Raw genomic sequence first — 17,303 nt, forward strand, 5'->3', positions numbered from 1 at the left:
CGGCATGCATCCATGCTCGGCCGATGGTCGAAGCCGAGGAAGGACCCCGCTGATCCGCGTCCTGACAGGGCACCTTTCGATCGGTGGGGAATGGCTACCGTTGATCGCATGGACGGCAACAACGACAACCGGCTCGGGGAGTACCTGAGCGCACGCCGTGCGCTGGTCACTCCCGAGCAGGCGGGCATCCCTGCTGGATCGGGGCGCAGAGTCCCCGGTCTTCGGCGTGAGGAGGTTGCGCTCCTCGCCGGTATTAGCGCTGACTACTACTTCAGGCTCGAACGTGGCCGCGACAAGAACCCCTCGCGCCAGGTACTGGAATCGCTCGCCCGGGTGCTGCGCCTCGACGAGATCGAAGCCGACCACCTGATGAGCCTCGGCGGCCCGCGCCCCCGTGTCCGCCGCGCGAAAGCCTCCGGGCGCGCTGAGCGGGTGCCTGCCCGGCTGCGCGACATGCTCGCAGCGCTGAACATGCCCGCGTTCATCGAGAACCGCTACTTCGACGTCCTCGCTGCCAATCCGTTCGCGATCGCCTTCAACCCCCGCCTGGAGCCAGGGAACAACCGACTGCGCTCGTTGATGCTGGACCCCGCCGAGCGCGACTTCCACGAGGACTGGGAGACGGCCGTCGACGATTTCATCGCTGCTTTCCGTCGTTCTCTCGGCGACGAGACCGATGACCCGCGCGCCATCGAACTCGTCGGCGAGCTCTCGCTCGCCAGCGCACGTTTCCGCACACTGTGGGCTCGGCATGATATCCGGCAGCTCGCGGGTGGCACCGCGGTTGTCAATCATCCGAGTCTCGGCGCGCTGCGCCTCCACCGCGAGAAGATGCCGATCGACGACCTTGTCCTTGTCGTCTACTACCCGGCTGAGCACAGCGCAGACGCCGAGAAACTTGACCTGCTCGCATCCCTCACCGCTGAGTAGGAGCGCGGGCCTTGGGAACCGACAGTGCTCAGTTCAGGCAGATCTCTCTCCTGTAATGGCTGGTATCTCGCGGGTCGCACGCGGTCGGATCCCGCCTGTATCGCGCCGTCCAATCGCTCAGTTCGCCGACGTCCCCGAATGGCAGTGCACGCTCGGCTGCCCCTCACAGCGAAGCAGGGTTTGAAGAGCTATCGACGCCTGTCGCGGTGCTACGCCGTTGCCAAGCGCAGCAAGCTGCTGTGCACTGGTCAGGCCGAGGTGCGGAGCGGTGACCCATCCATCGGGTAGCCCCATAAGCCATTCCACGAAATCGGGTGCAGGACGCCAGACGCCAGCTTGGTTCAGAATCGCCGGGGATGGCGCTGGCCGTCCGATGATGCGTTCCCATCGGGAAATGGCGGGGGCGTAACGTCCCCAGCGTCGAAGAACTCCTCGATCAGCGCGAACGTTGTGTCCGATATCGGGTGCCGACCACGCCGGGTCATCAGGTCGATCACCTGATGGCTGAGAGCGATCGTCCCGCGGCGCGCTTTCACCTGATCTAGCGTCTCCCCACCCCTGGCCGAGTCCGAGGCCAGAGGGGTTCGGAACAGCGCGTCGCGCGAGGACGAAGATGCGAAACCGTGGATGCGGCGCGCCGACGAGGGAAGCGGGTATGCCGAGCCACCGCGCGTCATACCGGAGGTCGGCCAGGTCTCCGAGTACGGCACCAAGCGCCCGTAGAGGTCGGGCTGGCTGGTCTCCCAGACCCCACGGGTCGGGTTCGAGGTCGCGAAGGGCTGCGGTGGCATCGGTGCCGGTTGCGTCGTTGGGGTTGCGTGCATCGGGGGATGCTCCTTGCTGGGTGGGGCGGATCGCTTTGGTAGAGAGCAGGCCGCGGACATTCTCGATCACGACGAACTGTGGTTGCAGGATCTCGATCGCTGTCGCCATCTGCGCCCACAAGCCGGAGCGAGTGCCAGGTGCGAGGCCAGCACGCTTGCCTACCGTGCTCACGTCCTGACAAGGAAAACCTCCGCAGAGAATGTCCACCGATGGCACGTCATGCCAGTTGATCGATGTGATGTCGCCGAGGTTGGGGGCGTCTGTCCAGTGGTGGGCGAAGACGCGGGCGACGGGTTCATTGATCTCGGAAAACCAGACCGTCTCAGCACCAAAGACGTGTTCGACCGCGAGATCGAGACCCCCGTACCCGGAGAACAGCGAACCGACACGCATCAGCCGGTCCGGGTTGGTCGCCTGCTCCTCGTGCAGCGTGGCTCCGCCTGGTCGATGACCTTGGCCGGGCTCCACGTCGGAGTTCTGTCGCCGTTCAGGTCACCTGCCAGGTGCGCTCACGCCGCCGCCTCCGCTGGCGCGGATCACCTCCCGAGAGCCACGATTCGGACTCCTGCTTCCGACCCTCGTTTTGAGCTGCCACACGTCTTTCAGAAGAGGCGCGCCGCCCCGCGAGCGCCGCGATCGCTGGCGGTCATCGGACGCTCACCTCTTGTCCAGAAGGAGGTGCCGGGTGACGGTCTCGATGCGTGTCATGTCCGCCGGCGACGGTTACAAATACCTCCTGCGATCCGTCGCTGCCGGTGATGGCGATCGTTCCCTCTCGACGCCGTTGACGCGGTATTACGCTGAGGCCGGGAACCCGCCCGGTCACTGGCTCGGCGCCGGACTCTCGACGCTTGGGAACGGGGAGCTCACCGACGGTGCCCAGGTGAGTGAGGCGCAGCTTCAGCTTCTGATCGGGATGGGCCACGACCCCATCACGAAGGCTCCGTTGGGGCGGGCGTATCAGCAGTTCGCGTCGGTCACCGAGCGCATCGAAGCCCGAACCAACGCCTTGCCTACTGATCTGGGGCCGTCCACACGGGCGGAGCAGATCGTCCAGATCGAAGCCGAAGAGGCCGAGCGTGGCACGCGGCGTGCGGTGGCGGGGTTTGATTACACGTTCAGCGTGCCGAAGTCCGTCTCAACGCTCTGGGCTGTCGCCGATGCGGGCACGCAGGCGCTGATCGCAGACGCTCATCACGCGGCGGTTGCGGAGTTGGTTGCGTTTATGGAGCGTGAGGTTGCATCGACCAGGGTGGGCGCAACCGGACCCGACGGAGCGGTTGCACACGTCGATGTCGCAGGCGTCGCCGCCGCAGCGTTTGATCACTACGACTCGCGGGCTGGTGATCCGCAGTTGCATACCCATGTCGTGGTGAGCAACAAGGTCTTCACTGTGCAGGACGGGAAGTGGCGGACGCTGGCAGGGCGGCCGATGCATCAGGCGGTGGTGGCGATCTCGGAGATGTACAACGCGGTCCTCGCCGACCAGCTCACCCGCGTCCTCGGCCTGACCTGGGAAGCCCGAGACCGCGGACGCGACCGGAGCCCCGGGTGGGAGATCACAGGAGTTCCGCAAGAGCTGATGGACGAGTTCTCCACCCGAACCCGACACATTGAGGCGGAGAAGGAACGCCTCATCGCCGAGTACGTCGCCCAGCACGGCAAGCAACCCACCGCCAGGACCGTCCTGAAGCTCCGAGCCCAAGCAACTCTTGCCACTCGCCCCGAGAAAGAGATCCACTCTCTGGCCGAGCTCACCGCCGATTGGCGTGACCGCGCGGGGCGGGTCCTCGGACAGGATGCAACCGCCTGGGCTCGTGCTCTCACCGCGAATCCGCCCGTGCTGGTGCTGCGTGCCGACGATGTACCGCTCGATCTGATCGGCGAGATCGGGCAGGCGGTGATGGAGACGGTCGGTGAGAAGCGTTCGACGTGGCAGCGGTGGAATCTGCACGCGGAGGCGTCTCGGCAGTTGATGGGGTGGCGGTTCGCCTCGATGCAGGATCGGGAGGCGATCACCGGCATGGTCGCCGACGCCGCTGAACAAGCTTCTCTGCGGTTGTCGCCGCTGGATCTGGCGTCGAGTCCGGTGCTGTTTCGGCGGGCGGATGGGTCGAGCAGGTTTAGGCCAGCGCACGCCAACGTTTACTCATCAAAAACTATCCTCGAAGCAGAAGACCGCCTCTTGGAACGCTCCCGCGCCACCACTGCACCGACTGTGGCGTTGGAGACGGTGGAGAAGATCACCAACCGGCCTGATCGGCAGGGGAGGATGCTCAGCGATGACCAGGCCGCGGCGCTCACCGCTGTCGCCGTCTCCGGCCGCCAGATTGACGTTCTCGTCGGCGCTGCTGGGGCGGGGAAGACCACCGCCATGTCCGCGCTACGGCAAGCATGGGAGGCCGAACACGGCAGGGGTTCTGTCGTCGGCCTCGCACCCTCCGCTGTCGCTGCTGCGGTGCTGGCCGAAGACCTCGGGATCACAACGGAGAACACGGCGAAGTGGTGGAGCAACCACACCCTCCACGGCACCACCTTCACCGCCGGGCAGCTCGTCATCGTGGACGAAGCCTCACTCGCCGGAACGATCTCCCTCGATCGCATCACGCACGCCGCGGATCAGGCGGGGGCGAAGGTGCTGCTGGTCGGCGATTACGCGCAGCTCCAATCCGTTGATGCCGGTGGCGCGTTCAGCCTCCTGGTCTCTGATCGTGACGATGCGCCCGAGTTGGTCGATATTCACCGGTTCACGAACGAGTGGGAGAAGACCGCCTCGCTGTCCTTGCGTCACGGCCGCACCGAGATCATCGACACCTACCTCACCCACCAGCGCATCCACGACGGAGACACCGACACCTCGACCGATGCCGCCTATGCCGCGTGGCGTGCCGACACCCAGGCAGGCCGTGCGTCGATCCTGATCGCAGAGACGAACGAGAATGTCACTGCCCTGAACAACCGGGCTCGCGCCGACCTCATCATCGACGGCACCATCACCCCGATAAAGGAGATCGAGCTGCACGACGGCAGCACTGCCTCAGCCGGAGACACGATCATCACCCGCCGCAATGACCGGCGCCTGCGGAACCGGCACACTTGGGTTCGCAACGGCGACCGGTGGCAGATCACCAACGTCCGTGACGACGGCTCCATCACCATCCGACCCCACGGTAAGCGGTTCGGCGGAGCGATCATCCTGCCCGCCGCCTACGTCTCAGAATTCGTTGATCTTGGTTACGCTGTCACCGCTCATAGGGCGCAAGGCGTCACCACCGACACCGCCCACACCGTGGTGACGGTGACGACGACGCGGGAGAACTTCTACGTCGCCATGACCCGCGGACGCCACGCCAACCACGCCTACGTCGTCACCGACCAGCCCGACCACGACCATCACCACCCGCACCCCAGCGACAACACCGACGCCACCGCGAGGTCCGTGCTCTACGGAGTCCTGCAACACGTCGGAGCCGAACCCTCCGCCCACGAAGCCATCACCGCCGAGCAGGAGCGGTGGGGGTCGATCGCGCAGCTCGCAGCCGAGTACGAAACCATCGCCCAAGCAGCACAACACGACCGCTGGGCGAGGCTCATGCGCACATCCGGCCTCAGCGACGAGCAGGTCGACGACATCGTGAACTCCGACGCTTACGGTGCGCTCTCCGCTGAACTTCGCCGCGCCGAAGCCAACCACCACGACGTTGACGCTCTGCTTCCGCGCCTCGTCAACGCCAGGCCGCTCGGCGACGCCGATGACCTCGCATCCGTCCTCCACCACCGGATCGAACGAGCCAGCGCGCGGCCTGCTGGGTCTGGCCGAGTCCGTAAGGCTCCACGGTTGATCGCCGGCCTCATCCCCGAAGCAAACGGTCAGATGGCTCCGGAGATGCGGCAGGCCCTCGACGAGCGACGCGATCTCATCGAGACCAGAGCAGATGCGATTCTCGACGCTGCCTTCCACGGCAGACAGCCGTGGGTGCGAGCGCTCGGGCCGATCCCGAAAGATCCACGCGCTGAGAGAGTGTGGAGGCAGCAGGCCAGAGTGGTTGCCGCCTACCGCGACCGATACGCCATCACCACTGCGACACCACTCGGCACAGTCTCTGCTGAGTCGGTGGCGCAGAGGATCGACCAGGCGCGTGCACAAGCTGCACTCGCGCAGGCACAATGCATCACAAAGCCGAAGCCGGAACGTGGGCGTCGGACGACCGAGCGCGAGAGCACAGGCCGCACGCTCTGATCGGCGGGGCCTTCCGGCTGTCCGGGGTCCGTCGTAGAGTGGAAGGCGAGGCGGCCTCTAAATATGCGCTGTCGCTCGTCGCGACAGTATGGCTCCACCTTCGCGGGTGAGTCCTTCAAGGTTCTTGTCGCCGAGACCACGACAGGACTCCGCCATGCTCCGACTCCTCTGGACCCTCAGCGTCCATACCCGCACCTACTTGCGCCGCTACATGCCAACCAGCCGGCTCCTCGACGCGATCCGCACCCGGCGCGGCCTCAAGTGGGGCATCCCTGCGATGCTCCTCGCCATCCCATACCTCCTCGCCGCAGCCGTGTGCCGCGAACTCATCGAAGACGGTGGCCCCGGATGGCTCCACCTCCTGGTCATCCTGTTCATCTGGAACGCGATGAAGCTGACCATCATTGGGCCGGTCAGCCTGATCCTCCTGATCCGTGCCCGCATCCAAGAGGCTGCCGCCCGACGGAGCGGGTCTCAGATCGATCGTGTGGAGACGCATGAATCCGTCGAGTTCCACTCGTGACCGTGCGCTCGCAGCCGTCAGCCCCCTGCTCGGAACCGAGGATTGTCTTCTTTGGGAGCGGTCAATACCTTCGCGTCGCGTGAAGGTATTGACGCTGGCGGGCCGGGATCTACCCGCGATCACCAAACGTTTCGCGCAAGAGATCAGCGGTGCCCGGCGCATCGATGGAGAGACTGTCAAGGACATCCCCGTAGTTGGTCTCGCCGCCCCACACCGCTGTGATAGCGGCGACGATCCTGCCGAGGGCGTCCGGGTGGTCCTGAAACAGACCGGTGAGGAAGCCGTCGGGATGCTGCGCTTCCACATCCCACGAGCTCAACCGGTCGGCGGGGAAGTCGCGGAGGTTGTGGGTGACGATCACTTGAGCGCCAGCGTGGATTGCAGCGGCCAGGACATGCCGGTCGTCGGCATCGGGAAGATCGAGCTGGTCGATCAGGTGCTCGTAGCCGGTGACCGTTACGTCACGGATCGCCTCATTCATCAGGCGGCGAGTGCGATCCAGTCGCGTGGGGTCGAGGTCAGAGCGGTTCACGCGCAGGTTTCGGAACACCTCATCGAGAATCTGCTCCGTCCACTTCGGCCGCACCAGGCCTGCGAGCCCTGCCCGGATCAGTACATCCCGCAGGGTGGAGGGGTAGAGCACGTTGGCGTCGTAGACGACGACCTGCATCAGGCGAATCCGAGCTCGCGGGTCTCCGCGGTCAGCGCGTCAGCAGCAGACTGGCGGCGCTCGTCGTCTTCACGCAGGTAGCGGATCAGCGACGCCGCCTTGACACGACGGTGCGTACCTACCGTGCGGTACTCGATCTGTCCGTCGTCGAGCAGCCCAATCAGGAACGGTCGCGATACACGCAGCGCATCGGCAGCTTGCTGGGTCGTCAGCTCTGCCTGCGAGGGAAGAACGGTCACGCCCTCGCCGTGCGCAAAGCTGTCGAGTACCTGCGCCAGTGCGGCCAGCGCAGACCGGGGCACCTCCACATCGCCGACCTGCCCAGCCAGATGCAATCGCACCGGACCCTCAGCGCCGAGCACTGCGTCGAGCCCGCGCAGAGCAGATACCGCCAGCTCAGTGTCGGCCGGCTCAGGAACCAGCGTCGCGATGTCGCTCATCAGCCCATCCTCCTAATCGAAACAATCGAAGCAGTCGCAATAAGTGTACCCGAGGCGGCCTGGAAGAGGTGGCGTTCGGCCCGCCCACAGGGAAGACGAGCGGCTCGTCGCCCCAGGATGGTGTGGGGAGAAGGCAAAGGTGAACAGTTTTGGGCACTCGGCACGACACGCGGTTTGCTTTGATGCGTAATTTACTACCTCCGGGTGTACTCTCGTCATATGAGTGAACGAGATGACCTGGTAGGCGCGCTGGATCGTGCTGGTGTGCTGGCGGGCATCCGCTGGGCCTTCCTGTCGGCTGCGGACCGTGTGCTGGAAGACTATTCGGAGGCCGCGGGCCACGACGCGACGTGGGTCGGCGTGACTCGGTTCACTCTCTTCCGCGATCGCCTCGATCGCGTGTTTTCATGCCGCCGCTACGCCGTCGCGGAAGGAACGGACGGGCAGACGAGCCTCGACCTTCTCCACGCGGAACTGACCGAGCGCGACATCACGACCCTTCCCGCACTTGATCCTGAGCTCGTTGGGCGCGCTGATCTCAGCGGAAGTCCTGGTTGGTCGCACGAGGGAACTCGTTGGCTCCTCGCCTCGTCTGCGTTCGGCAAACTTGATGAGGTGCCGTGGCCGCAAAAGAGCACCACGAAGCAGCGCGTCGCGCAGCAGCCGACGGACGAACCTGACCCGCCGACGTTGTTCGACCACTTCACAAGCGACGAACAGGCTGGCCTGGCAACCCTGATGGCTGGCTCGAAGCTCGACCTGCACACCCTGGTCGTAGGGCACTCCCTGGATGCCGAGCGCGGCGGTCGCGAACTTGTTATCGGCCAGCCTCGCCTGAACTCCGGGGGTGGCTCCGCCTGGTACTGGAAGCACGACCTTCTGCAGACACCTCCGGCGGATGGTGGACGCCTGCGTCCGAGCGCGCCCATGCCTGTCAGTCCCGACACGACGCCTGACGCCCCGGTCAAGCTCCGCCGTCCGGCGGCTGAGCAGCCAAACCACGGACAGGTTGGTCAGTGAACAGAACCGACCGGACAGCGACCGCAGCAGCCTTCTTCGACGGTGCGCGCCTGACCATGGCGCGTCACCTGGCAGGGCTTCGCAAGAGCGATCTTGCGGCACTGATCAAGAAAAGCCCAACCGCAGTATCGGCATGGGAGACAGGCGCAAAAACGCCGACTCCCTCCACCGTCGCCCAGCTCGCTCTTGGACTCTCAGTCGATCCAGGGTTCTTCGCCGCACGCCCGAATGATGTCGCCAAGGCCAGCGCCCTCCCACACTTCCGGTCGCTGCGATCAACGAGCCAGCTCGCACGCGACCAAGCCTTCGCCTACGGACAGATCGCCCTCGACATCGCCGAATCCCTAGAGCGTCACGTCGAGCTACCAGACGTCGACCTGCCATCCATGCCTGTCGAACTGGATGACCTTGAAGGCGACGGTCCCGAGCGGGCCGCGCAGGAGCTACGCGATGCATGGGCGCTCGGTACAGGACCAGCCGGGCACCTGGTGCGCGCCTTGGAGAACCACGGAGTCCTCGTTGTCTTCAGCCCGAACCAGACTGCCTCAGTAGACGCCTACTCCTTCGACAGCCACCTGCGTCCGGTAGTGATCCTCAACCCCGTGAAGCGCGACTACTACCGACAGCGTTTCGACGTCGCCCACGAGCTGGGCCACCTCATTATGCACAGCGACGCAGAACCCGGCGGACGAATCGTTGAGGAACAGGCTCACAGGTTCGCCTCAGAGCTGCTGATGCCAGAAGCCGAGATAGCCGACCTGTTACCAACGGCAATGAACCGGAGCGCTTGGGTCACCCTCGCCAAACTCAAAGAACAGTGGGGAGTGAGCATCCAGGCGCTCCTCTACCGGGCACGGCGCCTCGGACGACTCGGCGACGTCTCCTATCGCAATGCGATGGTCACCCTGTCCACGCGAGGCTGGCGACGCAACGAACCCGGCCTCATCACGGCTATCGAACAGCCATCCCTGCTGCCACGAGCGATCGAGCTACTTGAAAACGAAGGCATCGAAGAACTCAGCCTCATCGAGCAATGCCGTGTACCGGCAGAACTCTTCCGCCTCGTCACAGCACGCACCCCTCATGCCCCAGAACCGGATCAGGCTGATGCTGACCACTCGCTACCCGAGAGCAAGAAAGTTGTATCTCTGCTGCCGCGACTGAGCGCGCGCGCCGAGAACGAGAACGAGAACGATGCACAAGACTCCCAACTCACACAAGGAGAGACCCATGACTGAACCGAACAAGCGCGTCGTCCAGCGCCGAGACGACGGGAACTGGGAAGTACGCAAACCCGGCTCCGACCGAGCGAGCGCCGTCACCCCCACACAGGCTGAGGGCATCAATCGAGCTCGTGACATCCTCCGCAACGACGGCGGGGGCGAACTGCAGGTGCGCTCACTCAAGGGCACTATCCGCGAGCAGGACACGATCCCTCGTGGGAACGACCCACGCTCGTCCAAGGGCTGAGGGACTAAACAGGATGACGACGAACGATCCCCAGCGCTCAGTTGCGTTCTACAAGGGGAAGACCAACACGGTTGACTCGGAGTCATCCGAGACCATCGCAACTGTACGTCGCGATATTGCGGACGCGCTCAACTCAAAGAATCTTGCTTTCCTGCTTGGGTCAGGGTGTTCGTCGTTCCAGCAGGACGGCCGAGAGCTTGGCATTCCCACAATGGGACCAATGGCAAAGAAGTTCATGAACGCCACCACAGGCAAGCATCGAATCACAGCAACGGATCGGCAGCGGCTGAAATCGAGCCTGGGACTGAATCTCGATGACAAGGACTACGGGAACAATCTTGAGCGCCTCTTGGAAGTCTTGTTCGCGCAAGAAATTGCCCTTCGGGCGAGCACGCGGCCGGCGATGCAAAAGGTGCATGCCGTCGTTCAGCGAGTCATTCGCTCAGTGACTGCGTATGTTCGTTCCGCCTGCACGGACGGTGAGTTTTCTCGCGGTGATGAAACCGTCCTCAGAACCTACATGCAGTTTTATCGTCGCCTGGCACAGAGAGACCGGGCACTCCCGCGCCCTTGGGTCTTCACAACGAACTACGACCTCTTCAACGAGACCGCAATGGATCGGCTCGGCATCCCGTACATCAACGGCTTCCTGGGATCAATCGAGCGTCGTTTCAACCCGTCGGTGTTCAGATACGCCCTTTCCGAGCAACTCGACATCAGCAATCGGAAGTGGAGTTCCGTCGACAGCCTGATGTACTTTGCCAAGCTCCACGGTTCGGTGAGCTGGGAGTCTCGTGGCGACGGATTATTTCCGGTCGTCGAGACGGCACCCTCTCTGATATCGAGTGAGCAACTACTCATCTATCCCAGTCCAGCGAAACAGAACGCCAGCTTTGCCGCACCGTACTCGGATCTGTTCCGTGAGTTCCAAACCCGAGTCGTCCGAGACCAAAGCGTCCTCGTCACCGTGGGATACAGCTTCGGAGATGAACATGTGAACAACATCATCTTCCAAGCTCTTACGATCCCCACCTTCCGACTTGTCGCATTCGTCGACCCTTTCGCCAATGAGACGGTGACGAAGCTCAGAGAGCTCGATGACCCGCGAATCTGGATAGTCGGCACGGAAGACAAGCAAGCTACCTGGAAGGCGCACTACTTCTCTACGCTCGTCGAGGACATATTGGCGACAGGTGGTTCCGACAACGCTGAAGAAGCAATCAACTCCGTTCTGACGAACCTTCTTGGGCGCGGGCACAAGACTCCTGACAGCGGTGCACGCCGTTGAGCGCCATCGAGCGCCGACGCTCCCTCGGCAAAGTCATCGCAGTCAACGCCGAGAGGTTTACCGTAGAGCTCAACGCGGGCTCCGACAGCTTCACGCTTGTCGGGTTCGACGCCCAACACTATGTCGCACGAATCGGGTCATTCGTCCTGATCCCGTTGCAGACCGAGCACGTCGTAGGCGAAGTAGTCGGTCTCCGCGAACGCGAGCTGTCAGCTAGCGAGCAACTCCAGTCAGAGCTTCAAGACACACACGCACTTCGAGCATTGAAGTTCCTAGATGTCGTCCCCATCGGCACTCTCTCCTTTCGCACCGAGGAGCGGTTCCGATTCGGCGTCTCAGTCTTTCCTGCGCTGTACACCGAGGTCCTGTATGCCGAATCGCAGGACCTCGATCGAATCTTCGACTCGACTAACGCGATCGAGGCCGACGAATCATCTGAGATTGAACCAGTACCCACCCGTTTGCGCGCATTCAGTATCGGTACATCGGTCGTCTTTGATGACTACGACGTTAAAGTATCCGTCGACGAGTTCTTCGGTGGCCACGCAGCGATCCTCGGTAACACAGGAAGCGGAAAGTCCTGCACCGTCGCATCAGTGGTTCAATCCATCTTCACCAAACATGATGCCCACGCTGCCGTCGGCGCGACGTTCGTATTCTTCGACACAAACGGCGAGTACAGGCAAGCTTTTGCCGACTTGCCGAAGCCAATCAGAAGGCTCTATGCGCTTGTTCCAGGGCGCGAGGCCCAGGCGCCGCCAAGCGCTGACAAGAGGGAGGATGTAGTCGGGTTCCGACTGCCTCATTGGTTCTTGTCCCCGGAAGAGTGGGAACTGCTACTCCGGGCTAGCGACCGAGCGCAGCGGCCGATCTTGAGAAATGCGTTAGGGCTGACGAGCTTGTTCGCGACGAATGACGCAACTCTCGCGCCGCTTAAGAACCATGTTCTTGCGTCCGCGATACTCGCCATCCTGGCCAGTTCTGAAAGCGCGACGGCGAGTGTCGGCCGAATTCAGGGACTATTGCTCTCTTTCAGCACGCCGGAACTCAATCGGCAGACTGTGCACCCGCACCTTGCTATCAACTTTGGCGCCTTCGTGGCTCCCAATGGACTTCCCAACTTATTGCGGCCGCACATTCAAGACGACGTTGTGCTCCCGGACTATAAGTACGCTCCATTCGAGTTTGGCCTGCTGGAGCAAGCTCTCGATCTCGCCATTCTCTACGAGGAGGCGCACGGCAACCGACACGTCCGCGACTACAGCTCATCAATGCTGACAAGATACAAATCGATTCGCGATCGTGCGGAGTTCGCGTTCTTGCGGCCGGATACGACCACGCTGGCTCCCCACGAGACTGACTCGAAGGTCTTCGTGGACAAATGGCTCGGCCTCATCGAAGAGCAACCGAGTGGCGGACTTCGGAAGCGCTCACAAATCACCATCTTTGACATGAACGAGGTTGAGGACGAGGTGGTCGAGGTAGTCTCAGCCGTCGTGACTCGAATGATCTTCGAGCGGCTCCGACGCTCACACGCTCGAAACACCTTCCCGGTGAATCTCGTTCTTGAGGAGGCGCATCGCTACGTCGCCGAGCGCCCTTCTGACTTTGCGATTGACGCGACCAAGATATTCGAACGAGTCGCAAAAGAGGGAAGGAAATACGGCCTCTTCATCCTTCTCGCCTCGCAACGACCCAGCGAACTATCGCGAACCGTACTGTCACAATGCTCGAACTTTGTTGTACACAGAATCCAGAACCCAGAAGACTTGCAGCACGTTCGACGTATGACGCCGTTCATCTCCGAATCGGTGCTGAGCCGACTTCCGTCTCTTCCGAAACAGCATGCCCTCATTTTCGGCAACTCCGTTAGCATCCCCACGACCTTCCGAGTGCGAGACGCATCACCCAAGCCGAAGAGCGATGATTCGCCGATCCGTCAGGTGTGGTTCACGAAGCGCGATCACATCATCGAGATTTGATCGGCAGTACTCAATGGCCAGTACCTATCGCGCAGTTCGACCAAGTGAGACCCGGAGAGGTCTTGGATGGTTGACGAACTTTTCTCCCGAAGACGAAGGTCCGGCTCGTCAGCTGCTCGACTCACTGCGTTTCGTATCTCTCAGCGACGTTCGAGCTGGACTGCAAGTTCGGCTCCACTCTCTGATCGCGCAAGGGAAGATTCAGGCCCCAGCACTCCTGGTCTCCGCACTGTCCATTGAAGATCTCCGCCTCGGCGAAGGTCGGACGGTCCCTCCGGTGGCTTTCGAGAGTTTTCAGCTCGATGACCCAATCAACGTCGTTCCAGGCAGCGAAGGTTTCGTTGGCAACTTGATTCGCGACCTTGTGTCGCCGGCTCTAGTTGGGGCAGATGCACTACTTGCGCCATCTACGAAGTTGAATGAGCTTCGTGGCAAGCGATGTCGGTCGATCGTGGTCATCACCGATTACGCGGGCTCAGGCACACAACTCCGAGACTATGCGATGGCGCTCGTCCGCCATCCGACGCTAAGGAGCTGGCGATCATACGGCCTTCTCCGCATACACGCGCTCTCGTATGCAGGCTCTTCTCAAGCGCTCGCCACCCTGCAGAGGGAAGACGGTCCCTTCGATGGGGTGTGGACGGTCGAAACAGCTCCCTCGTTTCAGGATGCGCCTTGGACTGCGAACCAGCGCGATGCGATCAAGGGCATATGCGCCCGCTACGTGCGCAGGAAGGATCGGAAGAGAGCGCTCGGATTCAAGGAAAGTGCGGGGCTCTTCGCAACTGATGCAAGTGTGCCTAACAATCTCCCGCTAATTCTGAGGCAGGCACACTCCGGGTGGCATCCATTCTTCGAACGACGTACTGTGCCCCCCGATCTGTTCACGGAGCTAGGAAGCTATGCGCCGGATGTGGTCCTCAAGGATGTTGCCACGCGCATCGGCCAGCCCAGGCTGTCGAGCAATCTGGGTGTGAAGTACATGAGGACTGCCACTGACGAGATGTTTCTCGTGTTGGCCTTGCTGCTCGATCGTTCTCGTTCTGCTTCCGAGCTTGCTCGGGAACTCGGCAAACCCGTCGCGACTGTCGACGTGCTCCTGCGCGCTCTGCGCTCGCTTGGACTGGTCGATGACCAGGGCAACGTCACCTCGACAGGCAAGAAGGAACTGACGACGGGCAAGCGGGCTCCTCGCCATGTCTCCGCGGGCATCGAGGGGTCAGACGCCCCGTACTATCCTGAGAGTATGAGATGAGGGGAAGAACTGGTCTGCTTAGTGATGCAGCCGGCACGTTGTGTCGGCTCGTGGAGTCGACTGGCTCCAGGACGCGGCTGACCGCGTTCACCGGACGAGCTCAGGCTACGCGTGGTGGGGCAAACGCCACCTACCTACGGAGCCTGGGGAGGCGTTCGCCCCACCCTTCGGGACCGGGGGTCAAAGTAAGTGGCTGACGCTTCCCCTCATCTCTACATCGCACAGGGCCTCGCGCAGGGACACGCTGCGGAGGTCGTCTCCCGTGCGAGCATTGTTCGCTCTCGATTGCTTGCAAATGGCGTCCCTCCAATCTTGAGCTTGCGACATCTAGCCCAACTGACCGGAGTTTCCTATGGGTATCTCCGTGAAATAGTCGGAAGAGTCAGGGACCCGTACCTTGATATCAACCGGCGGAAGCGAGATGGCGGAATCCGCGAGATATCGAGCCCCGAGCCCGTGCTCATGGACGTGCAGCGCTGGCTCCTCCACAACGTGTTCTCGTCGGTTCCGATGCACCCCGCCAGTTTCGCGTATCAGCGTGACCGTTCAATTGTTCAATGCGCTGAGCAACATGTGGGAGCGCGCTGGTTGGTGAAGCTTGACCTCCATGACTTTTTTGGAAGCATCCAAGAGAAGCGCATATTTGATCTTCTTCTGCGGCTGGGCTATTCGAAGCTCGTGAGCTTGGAGATCGCCCGCATTTGCACTCGACTTCGCGGCCCCCGGTACGAGGGGTATCAGAACTTCTGGGCGTACAACGCGATCCCGTCCTATGTGGTAGGCAGCCAAGGCGTGTTACCGCAGGGCGCGCCAACAAGCGGTGCCCTAGCGAATACTGTGGCGAGCAATCTTGACGCGAAGCTCCATGATCTGGCCGCGTCAAGAGGGTTGGGCTACACAAGGTACTCGGACGATCTCACCTTTTCAGCTGGCCCAGATTACGATCGAAAGCAAGCTACGGCTCTCATCGCCCAGGTCCGAAACATCGTACGGGACCAACATTTTGTACTGCACGAGAAGAAGACCCACGTGGTCCCGCCAGGTGCAAGGACTGTCGTTCTCGGCCTGCTGGTGGACTCACAGGGGGTCCGGCTTCTACCCGAGTACAAGCGCCGCCTTCAGGTTCACGTTCGCGGCGTGGGGAAGTTCGGCCTGGTAGAGCATGCTTCTCACCGTGGGTTTGAGTCGGTTCTGTCGTTCGTGAACCACGTCGACGGGTTGATTGCGTTCGCGGCAGGTGTGGAGCGTGAGTATGCACAGCACGCGCGGCGAGCTTGGAATGACGCCTTAGCCAGGAGCGGCTACCCACTGGAGGTCTGAACCGGAACCGGCTCCCCGGAAGGCCATGTATGCGGTGACATCGGCAAGTGGACCAATTAGGTGACCAACAGCCTGCAAACCCTGCAAAACGTGACGCCCAGAGCACGCTCCTGAAACACAAAACCCCAGGTCAGGTGGGCTATGAGCCCTACTCCTACCACCTGGGGGTCAAGTGGTCGCAGGTTCAAATCCTGTCAGCCCGACCGAAGTTAGATCAAAAAGGCAGTTTCTCAGAAATGGGAAACTGCCTTTTTGTTTGTGCCTTCAGAGGTTCGGCAACGGATCGCGCGGGAAGTCCTGCGGTGACGTGATCTCCGCGTCGGCAGCGTTCACGACTGCAACATATTCTTCGTCGATCTCGTACGTTATGCCCGCCGCAGTGAAGTGCGGCGTGGACGCAGTATCGACCGGGCCGAGGACGGTCATTCTCGGAAACTGGGTGAGGATCGACCTCGGCACTTTTCTGGATCGAAAGCTCGTCGAGAAGACGGTGATCGCCTCTCGGCTCACCACGACAAACACACTCGGTTTCGCGCTCATCAGAACTTCTGCTGGAAACGCGTAGTGGATCTCGTCGTCTGGATGCAAGTGGGAGCGAAGGCGCGCACGGACACTCGCGGAAACCGGCATGCGCGGAAGGCTAGCTCAGGTTCACTGACTGAGGCGAATATTGTGAACGGCAACGGTTACTCCGAAGAGCTGGATCAGAATGGCGGTAAAGATTGCTGCCAACCACCACGGCGCCGAACCTGCTGTATTCAGCCAGATGGTCAGTGCACCGAAAATTGTAGTCGGAATGCCGACAGCACGAGACAGGTCGACGTTCCTCGGATTGACCGGCGGTGTTCTCCACCAATGAAGGCGATGTCCTCGATTCTCACGCAGCATTCGCAGGATGGACCAGACAGTAAGCGGCAGACCAATCGCGAGGATGACCATCCCGCCAATGATCGCCAAAGTGCACCCGTCTCGGAAGTACGTCACGGCAGCGCCCACAACACCTGCAAAACCGATGGCCGTGAATACTTTCCACGCCGGGGTTATGGACTGGCCATGCGGTTGTGTTGCCATGCAAGCACCCTTCCACAAAACATAATCGAAAACTTCAACTCTGTTGCGGCCGTCGATTGTGCATCAGGGTGACAATCAAACTCGGTAGGCCGTCAAACTACTCCGAGTACAGCGACTGCGATACCCGCGGGACTGTAAGAACAACGGTGTAACTCTGAAAGGAGATACGCCACTATGACTGATGTGATTGATCGTGAGACAGAGACGAACTCGGCTCAGCCGGGTATCAGCGATGCGCGGCTCAAAGAGCTGGTCGAGCAGGCGCGAGC

At 61.9% G+C, this 17,303-nt stretch carries 15 protein-coding genes; 10 read left to right on the forward strand and 5 right to left on the reverse strand.

The annotated features are described in order from the left end of the window. Positions 1–108: 108 nt before the first annotated feature. Entirely contained in the window at positions 109–930 is an 822-nt protein-coding gene (locus V3587_RS29055; protein ID WP_045247697.1) for a helix-turn-helix transcriptional regulator, read from the forward strand. Between the two features lie 117 nt (positions 931–1,047). On the opposite strand, the gene V3587_RS29060 is transcribed toward V3587_RS29055, so the two are convergent. After that, positions 1,048–2,223, reverse strand: a complete 1,176-nt coding sequence (locus V3587_RS29060; RefSeq protein WP_245610973.1) for a DNA cytosine methyltransferase — start codon at positions 2,221–2,223, stop codon at positions 1,048–1,050. Between the two features lie 217 nt (positions 2,224–2,440). Here V3587_RS29060 and mobF point away from each other — a divergent pair, with 217 nt between their 5' ends. Both mobF and V3587_RS29070 read left to right on the forward strand, forming a co-directional pair. Next, positions 2,441–5,995, forward strand: a complete 3,555-nt coding sequence (gene mobF, locus V3587_RS29065) for a MobF family relaxase (RefSeq protein WP_048809059.1) — start codon at positions 2,441–2,443, stop codon at positions 5,993–5,995. Between the two features lie 154 nt (positions 5,996–6,149). Then, complete coding sequence (locus V3587_RS29070) at positions 6,150–6,518, forward strand: hypothetical protein (RefSeq protein WP_045247699.1); 369 nt, start codon at positions 6,150–6,152, stop codon at positions 6,516–6,518. 109 nt (positions 6,519–6,627) lie between these two features. On the opposite strand, the gene V3587_RS29075 is transcribed toward V3587_RS29070, so the two are convergent. Both V3587_RS29075 and V3587_RS29080 read right to left on the reverse strand, forming a co-directional pair. After that, positions 6,628–7,188: a PIN domain-containing protein gene (locus tag V3587_RS29075; protein WP_045247700.1), complete on the reverse strand. Its 561-nt coding sequence runs from the start codon at positions 7,186–7,188 to the stop codon at positions 6,628–6,630. Beyond that, positions 7,188–7,628 (reverse strand): helix-turn-helix domain-containing protein, encoded by a 441-nt coding sequence (locus V3587_RS29080; RefSeq protein ID WP_045247701.1) that lies wholly within the window; start codon positions 7,626–7,628, stop codon positions 7,188–7,190. Before V3587_RS29080 ends, V3587_RS29075 begins: the two co-directional genes overlap by 1 nt. 219 nt (positions 7,629–7,847) lie before the next feature. On the opposite strand from V3587_RS29080, the gene V3587_RS29085 reads away from it, so the two are divergent. The 7 genes from V3587_RS29085 (at position 7,848) to V3587_RS29115 (ending at position 15,963) form a co-directional block, all read left to right on the forward strand. Next, a complete protein-coding gene (locus V3587_RS29085) occupies positions 7,848–8,648 on the forward strand; it encodes a hypothetical protein (protein ID WP_045247702.1) in 801 nt (266 codons plus the stop codon). Next, a complete protein-coding gene (locus V3587_RS29090; RefSeq protein ID WP_048809061.1) occupies positions 8,645–9,886 on the forward strand; it encodes a helix-turn-helix domain-containing protein in 1,242 nt (413 codons plus the stop codon). The genes V3587_RS29085 and V3587_RS29090 overlap by 4 nt, the downstream gene beginning before the upstream one ends. After that, positions 9,879–10,118 (forward strand): DUF2188 domain-containing protein, encoded by a 240-nt coding sequence (locus V3587_RS29095; protein ID WP_045247703.1) that lies wholly within the window; start codon positions 9,879–9,881, stop codon positions 10,116–10,118. The genes V3587_RS29090 and V3587_RS29095 overlap by 8 nt, the downstream gene beginning before the upstream one ends. Before the next feature lie 13 nt (positions 10,119–10,131). Continuing rightward, complete coding sequence (locus V3587_RS29100) at positions 10,132–11,406, forward strand: SIR2 family protein (RefSeq protein ID WP_045247704.1); 1,275 nt, start codon at positions 10,132–10,134, stop codon at positions 11,404–11,406. Next, complete coding sequence (locus tag V3587_RS29105) at positions 11,403–13,388, forward strand: ATP-binding protein (protein WP_045247705.1); 1,986 nt, start codon at positions 11,403–11,405, stop codon at positions 13,386–13,388. Before V3587_RS29100 ends, V3587_RS29105 begins: the two co-directional genes overlap by 4 nt. Positions 13,389–13,401: 13 nt before the next feature. After that, the gene (locus tag V3587_RS29110) at positions 13,402–14,643 is read left to right on the forward strand and encodes a phosphoribosyltransferase-like protein (RefSeq protein WP_425411863.1); all 1,242 of its coding nucleotides are present in this window, start codon (positions 13,402–13,404) and stop codon (positions 14,641–14,643) included. Between the two features lie 189 nt (positions 14,644–14,832). Continuing rightward, a complete protein-coding gene (locus tag V3587_RS29115; protein WP_048809063.1) occupies positions 14,833–15,963 on the forward strand; it encodes a reverse transcriptase family protein in 1,131 nt (376 codons plus the stop codon). Between the two features lie 264 nt (positions 15,964–16,227). Here the strand turns inward: V3587_RS29115 and V3587_RS29120 are convergent, their stop codons facing one another. Continuing rightward, complete coding sequence (locus tag V3587_RS29120; RefSeq protein ID WP_331703399.1) at positions 16,228–16,593, reverse strand: hypothetical protein; 366 nt, start codon at positions 16,591–16,593, stop codon at positions 16,228–16,230. A 21-nt stretch (positions 16,594–16,614) separates the two neighbouring features. Next, entirely contained in the window at positions 16,615–17,034 is a 420-nt protein-coding gene (locus V3587_RS29125; RefSeq protein ID WP_283377582.1) for a hypothetical protein, read from the reverse strand. Positions 17,035–17,303 lie beyond the last annotated feature (269 nt).

The organism is Rhodococcus sp. IEGM 1306 (assembly GCF_036541985.1).
Taxonomy (GTDB): domain Bacteria; phylum Actinomycetota; class Actinomycetes; order Mycobacteriales; family Mycobacteriaceae; genus Rhodococcus_F; species Rhodococcus_F qingshengii.